The organism is Rossellomorea sp. GQ25, assembly GCF_059758515.1.
Window position 1 is genome coordinate 761,930 of sequence record NZ_JCAXEQ010000001.1, and the last position, 15,499, is coordinate 777,428.

Genomic DNA, 15,499 nt, shown 5'->3' on the forward strand with positions numbered 1-15,499 from the left:
CTCTATTTATCTTTCAAACTGTGATGGAGATAGGGAATGGAAGCGAGTGTCGAGATGGCTCCAGCAAGCATGATGGTCAGGTTTGTTCCTATTGCTTCAGCCAGTATTCCTGCAAGAAATGCGGCCAGGGGCATGAATACCCATGTCATAAGGCGGCTTGTGGCCTGGACCCTTCCCAATAAGTGATCGGGTGTCAGCGTTTGCCGGATTGTGATGATGCAAGGACTCATCATCGAAGCACAAAAGGTCCCTACTGCATTCATGATCACAAGCCAAAAATAGGTTTCTATCAAACCGAAACACAGGATCGAAAGCCCTCCGATGACAGATGCCGTAAATAAAATGCTCCGATAAGAAAACCGCTTCCGAAAAAGGTTTGACGTAACCGCGCCTGCAATGGCACCGACTCCTCCCATTGATAATAACCAACCAATCATGACCGCATTTACATTAATGGAATCCTTTAGGTGAAACACCAATAATGTGAGAAATAATGTAGTTCCGAACACAGAAGATACCATGGCTAGATTGGAGTACAAGATCGGCTTGGTCTTTGCAACGAATTCAAATCCCTCCTTGATCTCTCCCCATATGGAATACCTCGATGAAACTCTCTCATTCACCTTCATCCGAAGACTCGCAATGGCAAGAAAAGATACCAGGAAGCTGACGCTGTTCACCAACAGGGCATATCCCGGATTAAAAAAGGAAATGATCAACCCTCCTAAACCGGGTGCTAAAAAAACCGCTAAATTAAATATCCCGGAATTCAGTGAATTCACAGCTTGAAGGTCTTCTCTTCTCACCAGGCTAGGAACTGAAGCAAATTGAGATGTATTGTATATTTGGCTTAATAATCCGATACCAAACACAACCGGATATACCATCCACATCTCCAGTACCTCCATGATAAAAAGAACCCCAATCATACCAACAAGTAAACATCGCCCTAAATCGCATAAAAGGAGCAAGTGCTTCCGGTTGAATGTATCGGACATGATACCTGCGAAGGGCTGCAATAGAATCGGCAGCCGTTCAAGCGCCGCCACAATTCCCATACTCACAGGTGATCCAGTAATCGTTAATACCATTAGTGGAATCGCGATTAAATAGATTTGATCCCCGAAAAATGAGATCAAATTCCCGCCCATAAATCTGAAAACAGAATAGTTTTTCTTTAAGGGCGGTAAATCATCCAAATGATTTAGCTTCACCGCACGCTCTCCCATATCTGATTCCCCTTTTAATAATCAGTTAAATACTGCATCAATTCATTCGATAAAGATTGTACAGCATTCTCTTTCAAACGATACTTACCATCCTGTGCCTCAACCAGCCTTGCGGACCTGAGAATTTTCAAATGGTGATGGACCGTGGATTTCCCCATGTTCAGCTCATTTGTGATTTCTTGGAGAGTACGCTTTGATTCCTTAAGTAATTTCACCATTCGGAGGCGAGCTTCATCACCAAGGGCTTTATGCTTTTGGACGAGAAAATAGCTTGGCATATCCTTATCATCCGGATAAATGCTTTCATTGGCTACGGGGTAATAAAACACTTTGACTCCTTCAACATCCCCTTCTACGTTCCAAGGGCGATATATCGACTGGGGGATTAGCAGAACTGTATGAACACTCGGCTCTGGAAGATAGGTAATTCCTCCGGTTGCCCATTCCACCATGGCCTCGGGCTTCAGCTTCCCACTCATCTTCTCTTTGGCTTGTTTATCTCTTCTCAGTATTTGAGATATTGTTTCTCTTTGAGGAACAATCACTTCTTCATACCACCGGGTCATGACGCTCTTCAGGTGTTCTCTTAGGGGATGAACTTGGGTTGTGCAGACAAACTCAATATACTCAGGAAAAAATGGGTTACCCTCTGTCTGCTTTTTCAATCTGTTTCGTGATGACTCATCCCCTTCTGAAGCAAGCATTCGAAGATCTTCAAATTTATTCCCTATGTATGGAATGCAGATAAATCTGAGGTTTTCATCAGCCAACTCATCCAGAAACGTGATAAATTCAGATAAATCCCGAAACTCTTTTTGATGCAACAAAAGGAGTAGGGATTTCCACGTATTATTCTTTTCAACAAATTTCAAGTCCTCTATCAATGGTTCAGAGAAAGATTTCTTTAACCTGTCCCATGACTCTTTTGGTTTTTCTAACGTATCAATAAGCCTTGTATTTGTGACTGCAGCAATACCCAAAGCGCATTCCCAAAGAAGAGAAGCCTCGATCCTAACCTCATACGTCTCTCTTTTTCGACTGGTCATATGGAGCACATCCATGTAGAAACACCTCATTTCCAAAAATTTCATCCTTACAATTATTCTATACTTTTAGAATTATTAATTCAATATTTTTTGAATATATTTTTTAAAAAAGCAAGCTTTACAACCAAAATAAGCACATAAATCCCACTCAGGAATTCATGTGCTTCATTAAAAAAAGTTTTTAAGATTTATTTAACCTTATCCTTTTTGATCTGCTTACTTCTCAACTGACCGCAAGCTGCATCAATGTCCGTGCCTTGTTCCACACGGACTCCACAGTTGATTCCATGTTCAAGTAATGTACCGTAGAATTCGACAATCGCTTCTTTCGTACTTCTTTGATATTGGTTGTGTTCGTCAACCGGGTTGTAAGGTATCAAGTTCACATAAGAAAGGTGACGCTTGTTTTTCAGCAGCTTGGCCAGCTGAATGGCTTCTTCTTTATGATCATTCACATCACTCAACAAGATATATTCAAAGGTAATGCGTCGATTGGTTTTTTCTAAATAGTAATCAATGGCCGGCATTAATTTCTCTAACGGGTACGCACGGTTTATTTTCATAATCTTCGTACGCAATTCATTGTTTGGTGCGTGTAATGAAACGGCCAGGTTGATTTGAATGTTTTCGTCGGCAAATTTGTAAATCTTATCTGCCAGACCACTTGTTGATACAGTGATGTGACGAGCTCCGATGGAAAGACCTTTTTGGTCATTCACTACTCGGAAGAAGTCCATCATGTTATCGTAGTTATCGAATGGTTCACCAATTCCCATTACGACGATATGACTGACTCGTTCTCCATTTCCTGCTTCATCCAAGTGATGTTGGACGTTCATGATTTGTTCAACAATTTCACCGCTTGATAGGTCTCGGTTCTTCTTGAGTAGTCCACTCGCACAGAATGTACAACCGATGTTGCATCCGACCTGAGTCGTCACACATACACTCAGTCCGTAATTGAAACGCATAAGAACTGTTTCTATTAGGTTACCATCCTCAAGTTTGAACAAGAATTTGATTGTGCCGTCCTTAGATTCCTGTTTAACCTCTTGAGTGAGTGTATGAAGATAGAAGTGATCGTCCAGCAACTGTACACAGTCAGCGTTTAGATTCTTCATATCCGAAAAGTTTGTCACTCTCTTTTTATATAACCAATCCCATATCTGAGCCGCACGGAACTTCTTTTGGCCGTGCTCGACCAGCCATGTTGTCAGTTGATCTAATGTTAATCCGTATATGGATTTCTTTTCCATTTAAAACCCTCATTTCGAAACTCTACAATTTTCTACTTATCTATACTACTTAAAGTATGGCAATGTTTCAAGGGATTTATAAGTGTTGAGAAGAATTGGAATTCCGTAATATAGTATAAATACAATGAAAAAATACGCCGAGACTCTGCCTCAGCGCATCCTTCTAATGATTGATTCTTTGTATGAAATCATCCAATTTCTCTTTGTCTTTCAGCTTTTCATTACACTCATCACTATCCTGGCAGATGTAATTTCCTTTCTTCACAAAGGTTCCTTGAGATGACGTTTTCGATTCAGACATGTAAAACCCGATGCTTCCAAAGGTATTGCAAATCGTACAAATTCCTTTTTTGCTGCTGCTTTTGAAGGTACCCTTGAATCCTTTCAATTTACCCTCATACTCAGCAACGATATATTTTCTCTCCTGTCCGTAATCATTCCAGCCTAAATAGGAGAGATCCCTGAAATCGATATTTCCCCAATCAGGTGTCTTTAGCTTTTTCACTTTCGGGAATAACTTTTTCAATGAGGCATCAGAAACAGATGGAAATGGAATCACATAAGGCTTTAATCCAATTAAATAATCCTCCGCGTGGTCAGTATCACTGATATCCCCTATTGGATCAAGTATGTCCTGTTGAGCTTGAGACAGTTCATCGAACAAATTTGTCACCTTATCTTTCACAAGTCCTTTCAACGCTTGAAGTACACCTAGATCATTCACTGTTGAATATCCATTGATCAGCACTTGAGTCTGATACGTAATGAAGTTATATTGATCATTTCGAATAAATGGTTCCATATTAATCGCTCCTAGAAACATTTGTCATTATCTTCATCTTAAAGGGTATGCTCAAGATGAGTCAAGGAGCACAGGCATTCCGTGCAACCTCATTTATACTATATAACGGTACATGGCAGAAAGATATGTTGAGTTTGGTTCAGAATCAAACTATACATATAAAAAAGCACTGACATATACATCAGCGCTTTTTGTACACTATTTTCTTAATTGTTTCTAGTGAAAGATAATGATGATCGGCTAATTCTTGAATCGTCTTTCCATTCGAAAAATCCTCTTTGATCTCAACATTTCGTTCATCAATTGCTTTTCTACTACCAGAACGGCTGCCCCATTTTCGGTATTTCACCTTAGGTTTAGGTATATAAAGGGTTTCCCCCTGTACATATTTCTGGATTTCAACAAGAAGTGATTGTGGTAAAACACTCTCCGCTTTTACATATTTCATTTCAGTCAGCCCCTTATTTTCTGATTAAAAAAATAAATAAGGTGCAAAGCCGACTTAATAGAAATGTACTTTTAGGGCGATTAAGTTTGATTCCACCCCATGCAAAGTATCGCCTTTCTAATAATAGGCTTTGCATGAGACGCTTGGGACTCTGGTAAGATTGCTCTCATTACCATGTCACCACCTCCTTCAAGATGTTGTTCATTTTCTTCTATTATAAAATAAATAAGGTTGAAACACATTATGATAAACAACCTAAATTTGATTCCTCCCTAAAAACCAGCAATATATGGTATAATCTTCTAAATATCTTAAAGGAGATGTCCCCCATGTTTTCATTCACAGTAGATCAAGAAATCTCAATCGAGCTATTTCAACAGCACCACAAAGAGGAGTTATACGAACTGATTGATTCAAACCGGGATCATCTTCGCAAGTGGCTTCTATGGGTCGATAAACGCCGGTCTCCTCAGGATTTAGAACCGATCATTCCCCTATGGATTCGGAATTACGCGGATAACAACGGATTCGATGCCGGGATACGTTATCAAGGGGAATTAGTCGGTATGATTGGGCTTCATTATATTGATTGGAAAAGCAAGAGCACCAGTATTGGATACCTTCTTTCGGAAGAAGCACAAGGAAAAGGGATCATTACCCGAGCCGTTTCCTCTCTATTAAACTATCTATTTATTGAAATGGACCTCAACAGGGTAGAAATCCAATGTGCCATCAACAATAAGAAAAGCATCGGCATCCCGGAACGTTTGGAATTTAAGAAAGAAGGTATCACGCGGGATGGTCAATGGTTGTATGATCATTATGAGGATCTTATAACGTATAGTTTGTTGAGGAAGGATTGGGTTAGGTCTTAAAGAGTCACTCATTACAAAGGCGATTCTCATTGAAAAACGCCTCCTCTTGAGATCATATAAGGTTCACTATTACGTTGGGAAAAATAACTCCCAACCCAATCCAGCTGCATGGTTACAAAAATCGTCCCATGCCTTATTAAATAAAAATAATTTCTTCCGTCCCTCTGTATTCTCTTGGAGAAAGGCCTACATATTTTTTAAACGTACCACTAAAATAATTGGGGGTATTGAATCCAAGCTCTTCAGCAATGTACTCAATTGTATGGTTGGTATGACGCAAAAGCCACACAGCACGCTGAAGACGAACAAAGGTGACATATTCAACAAAATTCCGTCCTGTTTCTTGTTTAAAAATCCTACTGAAATACGGTACACTAAAATTAATCTGTTCAGCTACTTGTTTTATTGAAAGGTTATCTGTACAACAATGAGCTATATAGTCCGTACATTTTCGAATCTGCAGATCCTTTGTGATTTCTTCATAATAACGAAGGGATAATCTCTCATATGGTGACGTACGCCTGGCTTTATATGCTTCCCGATATGAATGATGAAGGAGAAGTGGTTCTCGATAGATGGACCCCACACCAATATAAAGATGGATCCCATACTCCCTTTCTAATGCCCCAATCGCATCCAGTATATTGGCTTCTCCTTCTTTCCAGTGCTTTAAAGATCCATACTTCGAAGGAATCCGAATGAGCATAAGTAAGTGTTTACGATATGATAGAAAAGAAACCCCACCTTCATGAAAACGTTTTCTAAAGTGATCTTGAATAATCATCGATGCATGCCACTCTTGCTCTTCTTTCCAGGCAGGGCATCTGATAAATCCCTGTATAAAACATACCACATTTGGCAGTCCATCAACTGGAAAGAGAGATCGGGATTGAATCAATTCCTCTTCAGAATTTATTTCCCCTGAAAGTAATCTTCGTAAAAATGCTTCTTGGAAAGGAAACGTGTGGTTCCCTTTCTTTGGTTCCTGATGAAGCCCAATGAATAATTCATCGTCACTGGTCAATGCATGCCCCTCACTTGAAATACCCTCTATAACTTGTTTTAACATTCGAATAAATTTATGTTTTTTTACAGCCTTGACTAGTAAACTGCTTAATTTTAACTCAATTGCTAGTGGTGAAGTATATAATAATGATGGTTCCAGCAAAGGAATGATTATGCATTCTTTATTACGTTTATGAAATCGGTTTATTTTCACCCAATCAAGCCATGTGCTTACTTCAAAAATTGCTATATGTATATGAGGAGGTTTCACTTCCTCCTCGACCAGTGCAATGTTTCCCATAAATTCTTCTGTAATCCAATCTTCCAGCTTTTCATATTCCAATTGATCTTTTACGACTAGCTTCATTGAATACACTTTTTCTTCCATCCTGCCTTCCTATGATATACATAATGATGATGTCTAATTCTTAACTAAATTATAGATTAAAAATTAGATTATATTAAATATTTGTATATTTCTGATAATTTATTGTAAGGTATATATTCTTCTTATATCGTAAAATCAATTTTATATTATCTTATTGGAAAAGGAGGACAGCAATCAATAATCAGCAAAAGCACAAACCTTAAGGAGGGGTCTTTTATGGCTGGAGAGTATTCAGAATATGATTATGTGGCTGCAGACACTATTGATGTCAGCGAACTTGAGCCACTCGATCCGGAAACAAGAAAAATCATGAAGGGTGAATTCAGTACTGGAATTAAACTTACGCTATTTTATTATGTTTTTATCTTATCAATCCCGATATTGAATTGGTATGCAGATGGTTTTATGTTCTCACGTATGTGGGGTGGTATGACGTATAGCTGGTTTTTTACAAGTATCGTGGCCATGGCAATGGCTTTCATCATTGCCTATGTACATACTACTCTTTATGAGAAACGTTTAAAGAATGATCACCACATTCCCACCCACTCCAGTACATCTTCTGAGGAAAGGAGAATCAATTGATGGGTATTTTACTAGAACCAAAGTTCCTTTTAACGCTCCTCTTAATGGGGACGATCGTTTATATCACCTATTTATCAAAAAGAAATGCCACTGCTTCTGATTATTTTGTTGGCGGTAGAAGCTTTGGCTGGTTTACTAACGGTTCAGCTATAGGAGGAGACTATTTAAGCGCAGCAACCTTTCTTGGTATTGCCGGTTTAACCTATCAGCTTGGGTATGATGGTGCTTATTATGCATTTTGCTTTTCTATTGGTCTAACTCTTTTAGCTATTTTCGTAGCAGGTCCACTTCGTCGATTCGGAGCCTATACAGTAGCAGACTTTTTAGCGTATCGTTTTCACAGCAAACGTGCACGCCTCGCAGCTGTTGCTGTGGTTTTAGCCATTTCAGGCTTCTATGCAGCCCCTCAGTTACTTGGTGCTGCGCAAATTTTAAGTATGTTCTTTGGGACAAGCTATGAATTTGGAATCATTTTCACTTGTTCTGTCATGATTTTTTACGTTGGAATCGGTGGTATGAAGGGTACTACACTTAACCAGGCTCTCGAACTTTGGATTCGTCTTGGTGCCTTTCTTCTTATGGTTGGTGCTGCTATCTATGGTGGACTCCATTACCAGGAAATCCTGGCTTCGATTAATGAATTTAAAGGGGTTATTTCAGGAACTGCGGGTTTTTCTACTGATGGAAAGGATATACCTTTTGATGGTGCTGCTTGGACGGGGACCGGGAATTACTTCCCATCATTCTGGCAAACCATATCAATGACAATCGGACTTTCACTCGGTACAATTGGACTTCCGCATATTTTGCTTCGTTTCTACACAAACCCTAGTGCTTAAAGCAGCTCGTAAGTCCGCTCTTATGGCAATAGGTATTGCAAGTGTATTCTTTTTCTTTGCCGTATATCTTGGAGTGGTCGGGCGCTCGATTTTTCTAAGCGGAGACACAGATCCAGGTGTTATGAAAGACCTGATCGCCGGAGGAAACAATATGGTTGTTCCTTCTACTGCGCAGGCCCTTGGTGGGGAGTGGCTGCTTGGTCTTGTTATTGCGGGCGCATTTGCTGCCGTCTTTTCAAACCTATCCGGTTTATTCATTGCAAGCTCCGGTGCATTGGCTCATGATTTATATGCAACATTCTTCCGAAAAAACATTACAGAAAAAGAACGTGTTTTAGCAGGAAAGGTTTCGATTATCATTCTTGGTATTCTATACGGGGTTCTTGGTCTAATGGTAAAAGAAGCTTCCATCGGTCATCTGGTAGCACTGGCATTTACAGTTGCAGCGAGTACGTTTACACCAATCTTCATCCTGGGTATTTGGTGGAGGGGAATGACAGAAAAAGGGGCAATTGCCGGCCTTGTTATTGGCCTTATTGCTTCTATGTATATGATTTTCTTTAAAGCTACCCTACCTGAATTTCTACAGTTTAATGTACCCGGGTTAATAACGGTTCCGATTGGATTCCTTTCTGTGTATATCGTTTCAAAGATCGATCGCAGGGTACCTGGAGATGTAAACGAATTCATGAAAAAAGTTCATTCGAAAGAATCAGAAGCAGCTTAAAAATAAGTAGTCGATAAAATGGCGGTTACAATAGATGGTGTAGGGTTAGAGTACCCTGAAGACTAATGAAGGAGGGGCATAATTAAGACCCTCCTTCATCTATTTAAACTTCCCATACACACACGTATCCGTTAACCGCTCCCCATCAACCGAAAGATCCTCATTGCGCAAAACCCCTTCCAGCACATAGCCAAGCCTTTCAGGAATCGCCCTGCTCCTCCCATTTGTGGATTCACACCTGATCTCTACTCTTTTTCCTTTTAATTCAGTTAAAGCAAAATCGGTCAATTTTCCAACGGCTTCCACCATGCAACCATGCCCACTCATTCTTGTATCAATCCAATAACCGATTTCGAATTTTGGAACACTCCAATCAATGTTGTGAAAGCCTGTTGAACCAACGAATTCATTTGTGTCTTTTCGGAAGATGAGATACCTCAAACTTTCCCTTGTTAAAAACTTTGCGTGAGCTTCACGGGTGTTCGTTTCCGTATGTTCTACTGAAGGGTCATCCTAACCACGATTTTAATTCAGATAGAGAAGCCTTAATGGCTGCATTAACTGATCTGCCATCACCTGGCTAAGGCATTCTTAGTACTAATCTTTCCGTTTCTAACACTGGTGGAACTTCAAGTAATACAGGGTTCATACAAAACACTCCTTTTATCAAAATAAAAAACTCTCATTCTCAAGAAATAATTCTTGAGGACGAGAGTTTATTTTTCGCGGTACCACCTCTGTTTGTTGGCATGTCACCATACCAACCTCTTCGGATACAACGTATATCCTATCTCTATAACGGGAGGTCCCGATGTATTCACTGCCTGAAAGAGCTTCATACATAACTCCAAGTCTTTTACCATAATGATCATGATGGCCCTTTTTCAAAGCTCTCTGTACATCAATTTCTTCATTATGATCTTCTCTTCATCGTCTAATTGGAAATATTTAAAATTAATGAAATTATAAGATAATGACCTCCTATTGTCAATATAACTGGTATACTATTATTCTAGTCTTTCCAGCCTATACTAAAAATTAATAATACTTTATAATAAAGGAAAAACATCCATCTGGAGGAGAAAAATGACTCACCACACAATCACTACTTCTATTGGCGATCAATTGATTGAGAGAAAGCAGGAAATCGCCAATGACATTTTCTCAGATCTTTTAGCTGCTTATCCAACACTTTACGTGGAGGCAAGTAGAACTGAAAGCCTTCCTTATTATGAACAGCTTATCGAACTTATAGGTGAAGGCTTGCTAAGGGGAGAAAATAACTTAGACAAATCAAGTCAGTGGGGAAAAGAAGTTGGAAGACTTGCTTCAGGCCATGGAGTCCCTTTGCATATGTCCATAAGTAAATCCTCTTTATATAAAAAAGTTATATTAGAAGATATCGTTTTGCACAATGAAGCAACAATATCTAAAGAAATCCTACTGCAACTCACAAACGATATCGATTACACATTCACCACTATGATTTCTGCTTTCTGTGAAGCATATAGTGAGTATGCAGAAGGGCAGCTGAAAACATCTGAAGAAAAGTATTTGTCCTTATCCACTCCAGTCGTACCCATCTTCTCCGACTTGGCTGTTTTGCCTCTCATTGGACAAGTGGATGAAGTACGTGGAGAAATGATGGCAGAACATGTCCTTCTTGAGTGTAAGAAGCTATCCATCCATAAATTAATCATCGATCTTTCCGGTGTGTATGAAGTGAATCCATTGTTCCAACAAGGAATCATGAAACTGATTGATAGCCTTAAATTATTGGGAATCGAACCGATTTTATCAGGTATGCGCCCAGAAATGAGTATTGAATTTGTACAGATGGGAATAAACATTTCAAGTATGAAAATCTATCAATCATTAAATAAAGCAGTAGAAAATCATTAAAATGATATAGTATATCAGAAAGGACTTCATTGACTGAAGTCCTTTTTCTGATTAGCGATGGTGCCCTCCGCTCTCACCTTCCTGGTCACTTTCCCCTCATTTGTTTGATTTTCTCCACCTCTTCTTTAGAAATGTTACCAACCATAAATTGCTTCTTCGGCATCACATGCATGTCACGTGCAAGTTACATGGGTTTGAACATAATAAATTTCGACTTCTTTGAATGTCTTTCTAATACTATATACCCCATCTTTTTCATGAGTTGCCTTAATCCTTTCACTTTCCTCTTTGTCATTCATTTTCCATACTTCAAACTGTATATCACCAGCATCTTCTACACTTTCACCTGCTTGGGTTACTTTAACCTTTAAGTTCCTTTCCTCATTAGATGATATTTTTTCTGGTAAAGAGATATCCACTTCCACTAACTGAGATATTTCTGATTCACTTGCAGAAGGGTTAGAATTGCCAGTGCAAGCTGATAACACTGCTATTAATACTATGATTCCTAAAACTTTTATAAGTTTCTTCATTATTAACACTCCCCTAATTCTTAATTCAACCAGGCCTTTATTGGTTTGATATTCTTGCGTGAACGGACTTATTAGCCATTATTTAATGTACTATGGAGTTGTGAAATAAAAATGAAACCGTTATCTTTTTTAAATTGGCTGTATTCATAAACTTTGTTGCTTACAAAGTAGTAGTTGAAAGATCCCAGTGGAAAACCCATCCACTGGGATCTTTCTGTATCATTATGGTCTTTGATAGTGCCATGAAAGTGTCAAAAGAGGGACGGACCTCCAAATCCCTCTTCCTAATCATGCTAATTAAAGCATATTAGCATGATATTCTCATCAAAAATGGAGGTCCGTCCCTCAAAATTTTAAAATGATGTTGGGAAAATGCGTGACTGTTTTCCTATGGTCATTTTTGTTTTTGAGGTAGTTTGGAGGAAAGTTTTCATGATTCTCGGTGATTTTTGTAACTGGCCGGATTCATCTTCCTTATATTTACAAATGTTAAATTCTTACCCTATTCTTTTTTTCTAAAGGGTCTGCTAGAATCCTAGTTAGCAAGAATCATATACATAGTTTCTCATACACAATCTCAATTATTCTTGTAAATTTTCATAAGAGGAGGTAATTCCATAAGCAAACGATTTAATACTCCATTCATTTGTCGTTGAAACACATCATTCAAAAAAAAGAAAATCGGAGGAATACTATTATGAAGTTCAAAAAAATTGCTGCTTTATCTCTAGCTGCATCACTTGCTCTCGTACCTAGCTTCGGAGGAAGTGCCTTTGCACAAGATCAAAACCCTCTTGAAAAAGCCCCGAAAAAGACAGTTGTCAGTAAAAACCTCAAAAAAGGCAGCTATGTAAAAGGTGAGGTTATTGTAAAATTTAAAGACGGTGTAGCAGAGTCTGAAAAAGGAAACACCCTCAAAAAAGTGAATGCTTCTGCAGTAAAGGAAAAAGCTAGTAAGAAGAAGCCCTTCGAAGTGTTAAAAGTAGGAAATGTAGAAGCAACCGTAAAAGCATTAAGTAAAAACCCGAATGTAGAATACGTAGAACCGAACTATACCTTCTCAGCAACCTGGACCCCAAATGATTATTACTACCAAGGATATCAATATGGACCCCAAAACACGTATACACCAAGTGCATGGGATCTTGCACGCGGGAGCAGCGGTCAGGAAATCGCCGTTCTTGATACAGGTGTAGATTATAACCATCCTGACTTAGATGGCAAAACGATTCGTGGATATGATTTCGTGGACGATGACTATTATCCAATGGATCTAAACGGACATGGTACACATGTAGCGGGTACCGCAGCGGCTGAAACGAACAACGGAACCGGGGTTGCTGGTATGGCCCCTAATACAAAGATTCTTGCCGTTCGTGTATTGGATGCCAACGGAAGTGGATCGCTTGATGATATCGCGGCAGGTATTCGTTACGCTGCAGATCAAGGCGCTGAAGTTCTGAACCTTTCTCTTGGTTGTGACTGTAATACCACAACTTTAAAAAATGCAGTCGATTATGCGTGGAACAAAGGATCTGTCGTCATTGCCGCAGCTGGAAATGACGGGGTATCAACAACGTTTGAGCCAGCTTCTTATCCTAACGCGATTGCCGTAGGGGCAGTGGATTCCAGAGACCGTAAAGCATCATTCTCAAACTATGGAACATGGGTGGATGTAACCGCTCCTGGTGTTGACATTGCTTCTACCGTACCTAATAATGGCTACTCATACATGTCAGGTACATCGATGGCTTCCCCTCACGTTGCAGGTTTAGCAGGATTACTTGCAGGGCAAGGAAGAAATAATGTTCAAATCCGTCAAGCGATCGAACAAACAGCAGACCCTATCAGCGGTACAGGCTCTTACTTCCAACATGGAAGAATTAACTCTTACGATGCTGTAAGATACTAATAAGTAGTAAAGCACCCCTTAACCAATCGGTTAAGGGGTGTTTTACAATTATTGAATCTATTTCCCCAACAAAATTAGAAAAACCACTCGTCTTTTATAACCCAACCCGCATATATAGATCCAAAAATAAAATACCAAATTCAAACAAAAGTTTAATATCTTATAAAAAGATTCGTTTTCATGAAAATTTTCCTGAATAGTTCCATTAATAGTCTACTCTATACCCTCATAAAGTCCTGCATTTTCTCAATACCGTCTTCATCTTACCTATGATACTCTATTTTTGACAGAATTTTTAGAAAAAAAGAGGAGGAATTGATTTGAGAAAGAATAAAATCATTAGCGTGGGGTTATCCATCAGTTTACTGTCTGGAATGATGACTACGGGGAGTTTAGCTGCACCATCGGACAACGCTCTCTTTCAAATGAATAAAAAAGAAGGAACACCGGAATTTGTTTCAGGACTATTATCTGCTCCATCCGGGAAAAAGGCGGAGACAATCGTTCTTTCCTTTTTAGAAAAGAACAAGGCGAAATTCAAGCTTTCTGATAAGAAATCGGACGAGCAGTTCAAGCTGTTGTCTGTTGAAAAAGATGAACTTGGAAATAGAGTCGTTCGTATTCAGCAAACCTACCATGGAGTACCTGTTTGGGGTTCCACACAGTCAGCAGTTGTAAAGGAAGATGGCGCTCTTCAAGCATTTTCTGGTACTGTCATAGCTGACTTGGATCAAAAGCTAACCTCATCAAATAAGAAAGTGAAAGCGAAAAATGCCTTAAAGATCGCTAAGAAAGATCTTGGAATTGATCCAAAATTAGAAAAAGAAGCTAAACCGGAACTAGTCATCTATACAGATGGTGATTCTGCTTCCTATGCATATTTTGTAAATCTGAATTATTTAGAACCGTCTCCTGGTAACTGGAACTATTTTATTGATGCGAAAACCGGTAAGGTTTTAAATAAATACAATGACATGCATGATGTCACAGGAACGAATCAAGTCGGAACCGGTAAAGGCGTATTAGGTGACTCTAAACCGTTGAACACAACCCTTTCAAGTGGTAAGTACTATTTGCAGGATAATACTCGGGGGAATGGTGTGTATACATACAACATGAACAACCGTACCTTCTTCCCTCAATTTTTCTTACCGGGCACTTTGTGGTCAGATAGCGATAATGTACTAAATGCTGCCTATGATGCTCCTGCAGTTGATGCTCATTATTTCGCAGGTGTCACGTATGACTTCTACAAGGATAACTACAATCGTAATTCTTATGATAATCAAGGCGCTCGCCTGGTGTCTTCTGTTCACTACAGCAGCGGCTACAATAACGCCTTCTGGAACGGATCTCAAATGGTGTATGGTGACGGGGATGGCACAACGTTCGCCCCACTTTCAGGCGGCATTGACGTTGTGGCCCATGAATTAACTCATGCGGTTACAGACTTTACTTCTGACCTTGTGTATCAGAATGAATCGGGAGCCTTAAACGAAGCGATTTCAGATATTTTTGGAACATTGGTAGAATACGAGAATGGATCGAATCCAGATTTCGAGATTGGAGAAGATATTTATACACCTGGCACATCCGGTGATGCCCTCCGCTCCATGAGCAACCCTGCTAAATACGGTGACCCTGATCACTACTCTAAACGCTATACTGGTACAGGAGATAATGGCGGTGTTCATACTAACAGTGGTATCATTAACAAGCAGGCTTACCTATTAAGTGAAGGTGGTAATCATTATGGAATAACCGTTCCCGGAATTGGTCGTGAAAAGCTAGGGGATATTTATTACCGTATGAATACAGTATACTTGACAGCTTCCTCAACTTTTAGTCAGGCAAGAGCTGCAGCTGTCCAGTCTGCAACCGATTTATATGGAAGCACTTCAGCAGAAGTAAATGCTGTGAAGTTATCATTTGATGCAGTAGGAATTAACTAA

The 15,499-nt window shown here is 39.4% G+C and carries 14 protein-coding genes and 1 pseudogene; 7 read left to right on the forward strand and 8 right to left on the reverse strand.

The features are described from left to right. Positions 1–2: 2 nt before the first annotated feature. From AC6CIB_RS04225 to AC6CIB_RS04245, 5 genes are all read right to left on the reverse strand, one after another. Complete coding sequence (locus tag AC6CIB_RS04225) at positions 3–1,229, reverse strand: MFS transporter (RefSeq protein ID WP_498278228.1); 1,227 nt, start codon at positions 1,227–1,229, stop codon at positions 3–5. A gap of 14 nt (positions 1,230–1,243) precedes the next feature. Then, entirely contained in the window at positions 1,244–2,290 is a 1,047-nt protein-coding gene (locus AC6CIB_RS04230; RefSeq protein ID WP_498278230.1) for an ArsR/SmtB family transcription factor, read from the reverse strand. A 173-nt stretch (positions 2,291–2,463) separates the two neighbouring features. Next, positions 2,464–3,531 (reverse strand): dual-specificity RNA methyltransferase RlmN, encoded by a 1,068-nt coding sequence (gene rlmN / locus AC6CIB_RS04235; RefSeq protein ID WP_498278232.1) that lies wholly within the window; start codon positions 3,529–3,531, stop codon positions 2,464–2,466. A gap of 163 nt (positions 3,532–3,694) precedes the next feature. Continuing rightward, on the reverse strand, positions 3,695–4,333 hold the full coding sequence (locus AC6CIB_RS04240) for a FusB/FusC family EF-G-binding protein (RefSeq protein ID WP_498278233.1): 639 nt from the start codon (positions 4,331–4,333) through the stop codon (positions 3,695–3,697). A 181-nt stretch (positions 4,334–4,514) separates the two neighbouring features. Beyond that, the gene (locus AC6CIB_RS04245) at positions 4,515–4,781 is read right to left on the reverse strand and encodes a CD3324 family protein (RefSeq protein WP_498278235.1); all 267 of its coding nucleotides are present in this window, start codon (positions 4,779–4,781) and stop codon (positions 4,515–4,517) included. 329 nt (positions 4,782–5,110) lie between these two features. Between AC6CIB_RS04245 and AC6CIB_RS04250 the strand changes: the two genes are divergently transcribed. Further along, entirely contained in the window at positions 5,111–5,656 is a 546-nt protein-coding gene (locus AC6CIB_RS04250; protein ID WP_498278236.1) for a GNAT family N-acetyltransferase, read from the forward strand. Positions 5,657–5,792: 136 nt separating this feature from the next. On the opposite strand, the gene AC6CIB_RS04255 is transcribed toward AC6CIB_RS04250, so the two are convergent. Next, a complete protein-coding gene (locus AC6CIB_RS04255) occupies positions 5,793–7,049 on the reverse strand; it encodes a helix-turn-helix transcriptional regulator (protein ID WP_498278238.1) in 1,257 nt (418 codons plus the stop codon). A 216-nt stretch (positions 7,050–7,265) separates the two neighbouring features. On the opposite strand from AC6CIB_RS04255, the gene AC6CIB_RS04260 reads away from it, so the two are divergent. From AC6CIB_RS04260 to AC6CIB_RS04270, 3 genes are read left to right on the forward strand one after another with little or no spacing between them, the layout of a single operon-like run. Next, the gene (locus tag AC6CIB_RS04260) at positions 7,266–7,634 is read left to right on the forward strand and encodes a hypothetical protein (protein ID WP_498278240.1); all 369 of its coding nucleotides are present in this window, start codon (positions 7,266–7,268) and stop codon (positions 7,632–7,634) included. Then, complete coding sequence (locus AC6CIB_RS04265) at positions 7,634–8,473, forward strand: sodium:solute symporter family transporter (protein WP_498278241.1); 840 nt, start codon at positions 7,634–7,636, stop codon at positions 8,471–8,473. The genes AC6CIB_RS04260 and AC6CIB_RS04265 overlap by 1 nt, the downstream gene beginning before the upstream one ends. 22 nt (positions 8,474–8,495) lie before the next feature. Next, complete coding sequence (locus AC6CIB_RS04270; RefSeq protein WP_498278243.1) at positions 8,496–9,200, forward strand: sodium:solute symporter family transporter; 705 nt, start codon at positions 8,496–8,498, stop codon at positions 9,198–9,200. Between the two features lie 99 nt (positions 9,201–9,299). On the opposite strand, the pseudogene AC6CIB_RS04275 reads toward AC6CIB_RS04270, so the two are convergent. Then, positions 9,300–9,849, reverse strand: a pseudogene (locus tag AC6CIB_RS04275) (GNAT family N-acetyltransferase). A gap of 437 nt (positions 9,850–10,286) precedes the next feature. Between AC6CIB_RS04275 and AC6CIB_RS04280 the strand changes: the two are divergent. Next, positions 10,287–11,102, forward strand: coding sequence for an STAS domain-containing protein (locus tag AC6CIB_RS04280; RefSeq protein ID WP_498278245.1), 816 nt, complete (start codon positions 10,287–10,289; stop codon positions 11,100–11,102). Between the two features lie 173 nt (positions 11,103–11,275). Here AC6CIB_RS04280 and AC6CIB_RS04285 read toward each other — a convergent pair whose 3' ends face one another. After that, positions 11,276–11,635 carry a FixH family protein gene (locus AC6CIB_RS04285; protein ID WP_498278246.1) on the reverse strand — a complete coding sequence of 120 codons (360 nt, stop codon included), beginning with the start codon at positions 11,633–11,635 and terminating at the stop codon, positions 11,276–11,278. A gap of 697 nt (positions 11,636–12,332) precedes the next feature. On the opposite strand from AC6CIB_RS04285, the gene AC6CIB_RS04290 reads away from it, so the two are divergent. Then, positions 12,333–13,547 carry a S8 family serine peptidase gene (locus AC6CIB_RS04290; protein WP_498278247.1) on the forward strand — a complete coding sequence of 405 codons (1,215 nt, stop codon included), beginning with the start codon at positions 12,333–12,335 and terminating at the stop codon, positions 13,545–13,547. Between the two features lie 374 nt (positions 13,548–13,921). Then, positions 13,922–15,499: a M4 family metallopeptidase gene (locus tag AC6CIB_RS04295; protein ID WP_498278654.1), complete on the forward strand. Its 1,578-nt coding sequence runs from the start codon at positions 13,922–13,924 to the stop codon at positions 15,497–15,499.

Coding starts and splice junctions, on each gene's coding strand:
- AC6CIB_RS04295 (WP_498278654.1), top strand. CDS start 13,922: ATGATGACTACGGGGAGTTTAGCTGCACCATCGGACAACGCTCTCTTT.
- AC6CIB_RS04265 (WP_498278241.1), top strand. CDS start 7,634: ATGGGTATTTTACTAGAACCAAAGTTCCTTTTAACGCTCCTCTTAATG.
- AC6CIB_RS04255 (WP_498278238.1), bottom strand. CDS start 7,049: ATGGAAGAAAAAGTGTATTCAATGAAGCTAGTCGTAAAAGATCAATTG.
- AC6CIB_RS04245 (WP_498278235.1), bottom strand. CDS start 4,781: ATGAAATATGTAAAAGCGGAGAGTGTTTTACCACAATCACTTCTTGTT.
- AC6CIB_RS04270 (WP_498278243.1), top strand. CDS start 8,496: ATGGCAATAGGTATTGCAAGTGTATTCTTTTTCTTTGCCGTATATCTT.
- AC6CIB_RS04225 (WP_498278228.1), bottom strand. CDS start 1,229: ATGGGAGAGCGTGCGGTGAAGCTAAATCATTTGGATGATTTACCGCCC.
- AC6CIB_RS04290 (WP_498278247.1), top strand. CDS start 12,333: ATGAAGTTCAAAAAAATTGCTGCTTTATCTCTAGCTGCATCACTTGCT.
- rlmN (WP_498278232.1), bottom strand. CDS start 3,531: ATGGAAAAGAAATCCATATACGGATTAACATTAGATCAACTGACAACA.
- AC6CIB_RS04230 (WP_498278230.1), bottom strand. CDS start 2,290: ATGGATGTGCTCCATATGACCAGTCGAAAAAGAGAGACGTATGAGGTT.
- AC6CIB_RS04260 (WP_498278240.1), top strand. CDS start 7,266: ATGGCTGGAGAGTATTCAGAATATGATTATGTGGCTGCAGACACTATT.
- AC6CIB_RS04280 (WP_498278245.1), top strand. CDS start 10,287: ATGACTCACCACACAATCACTACTTCTATTGGCGATCAATTGATTGAG.
- AC6CIB_RS04250 (WP_498278236.1), top strand. CDS start 5,111: ATGTTTTCATTCACAGTAGATCAAGAAATCTCAATCGAGCTATTTCAA.
- AC6CIB_RS04240 (WP_498278233.1), bottom strand. CDS start 4,333: ATGGAACCATTTATTCGAAATGATCAATATAACTTCATTACGTATCAG.
- AC6CIB_RS04285 (WP_498278246.1), bottom strand. CDS start 11,635: ATGAAGAAACTTATAAAAGTTTTAGGAATCATAGTATTAATAGCAGTG.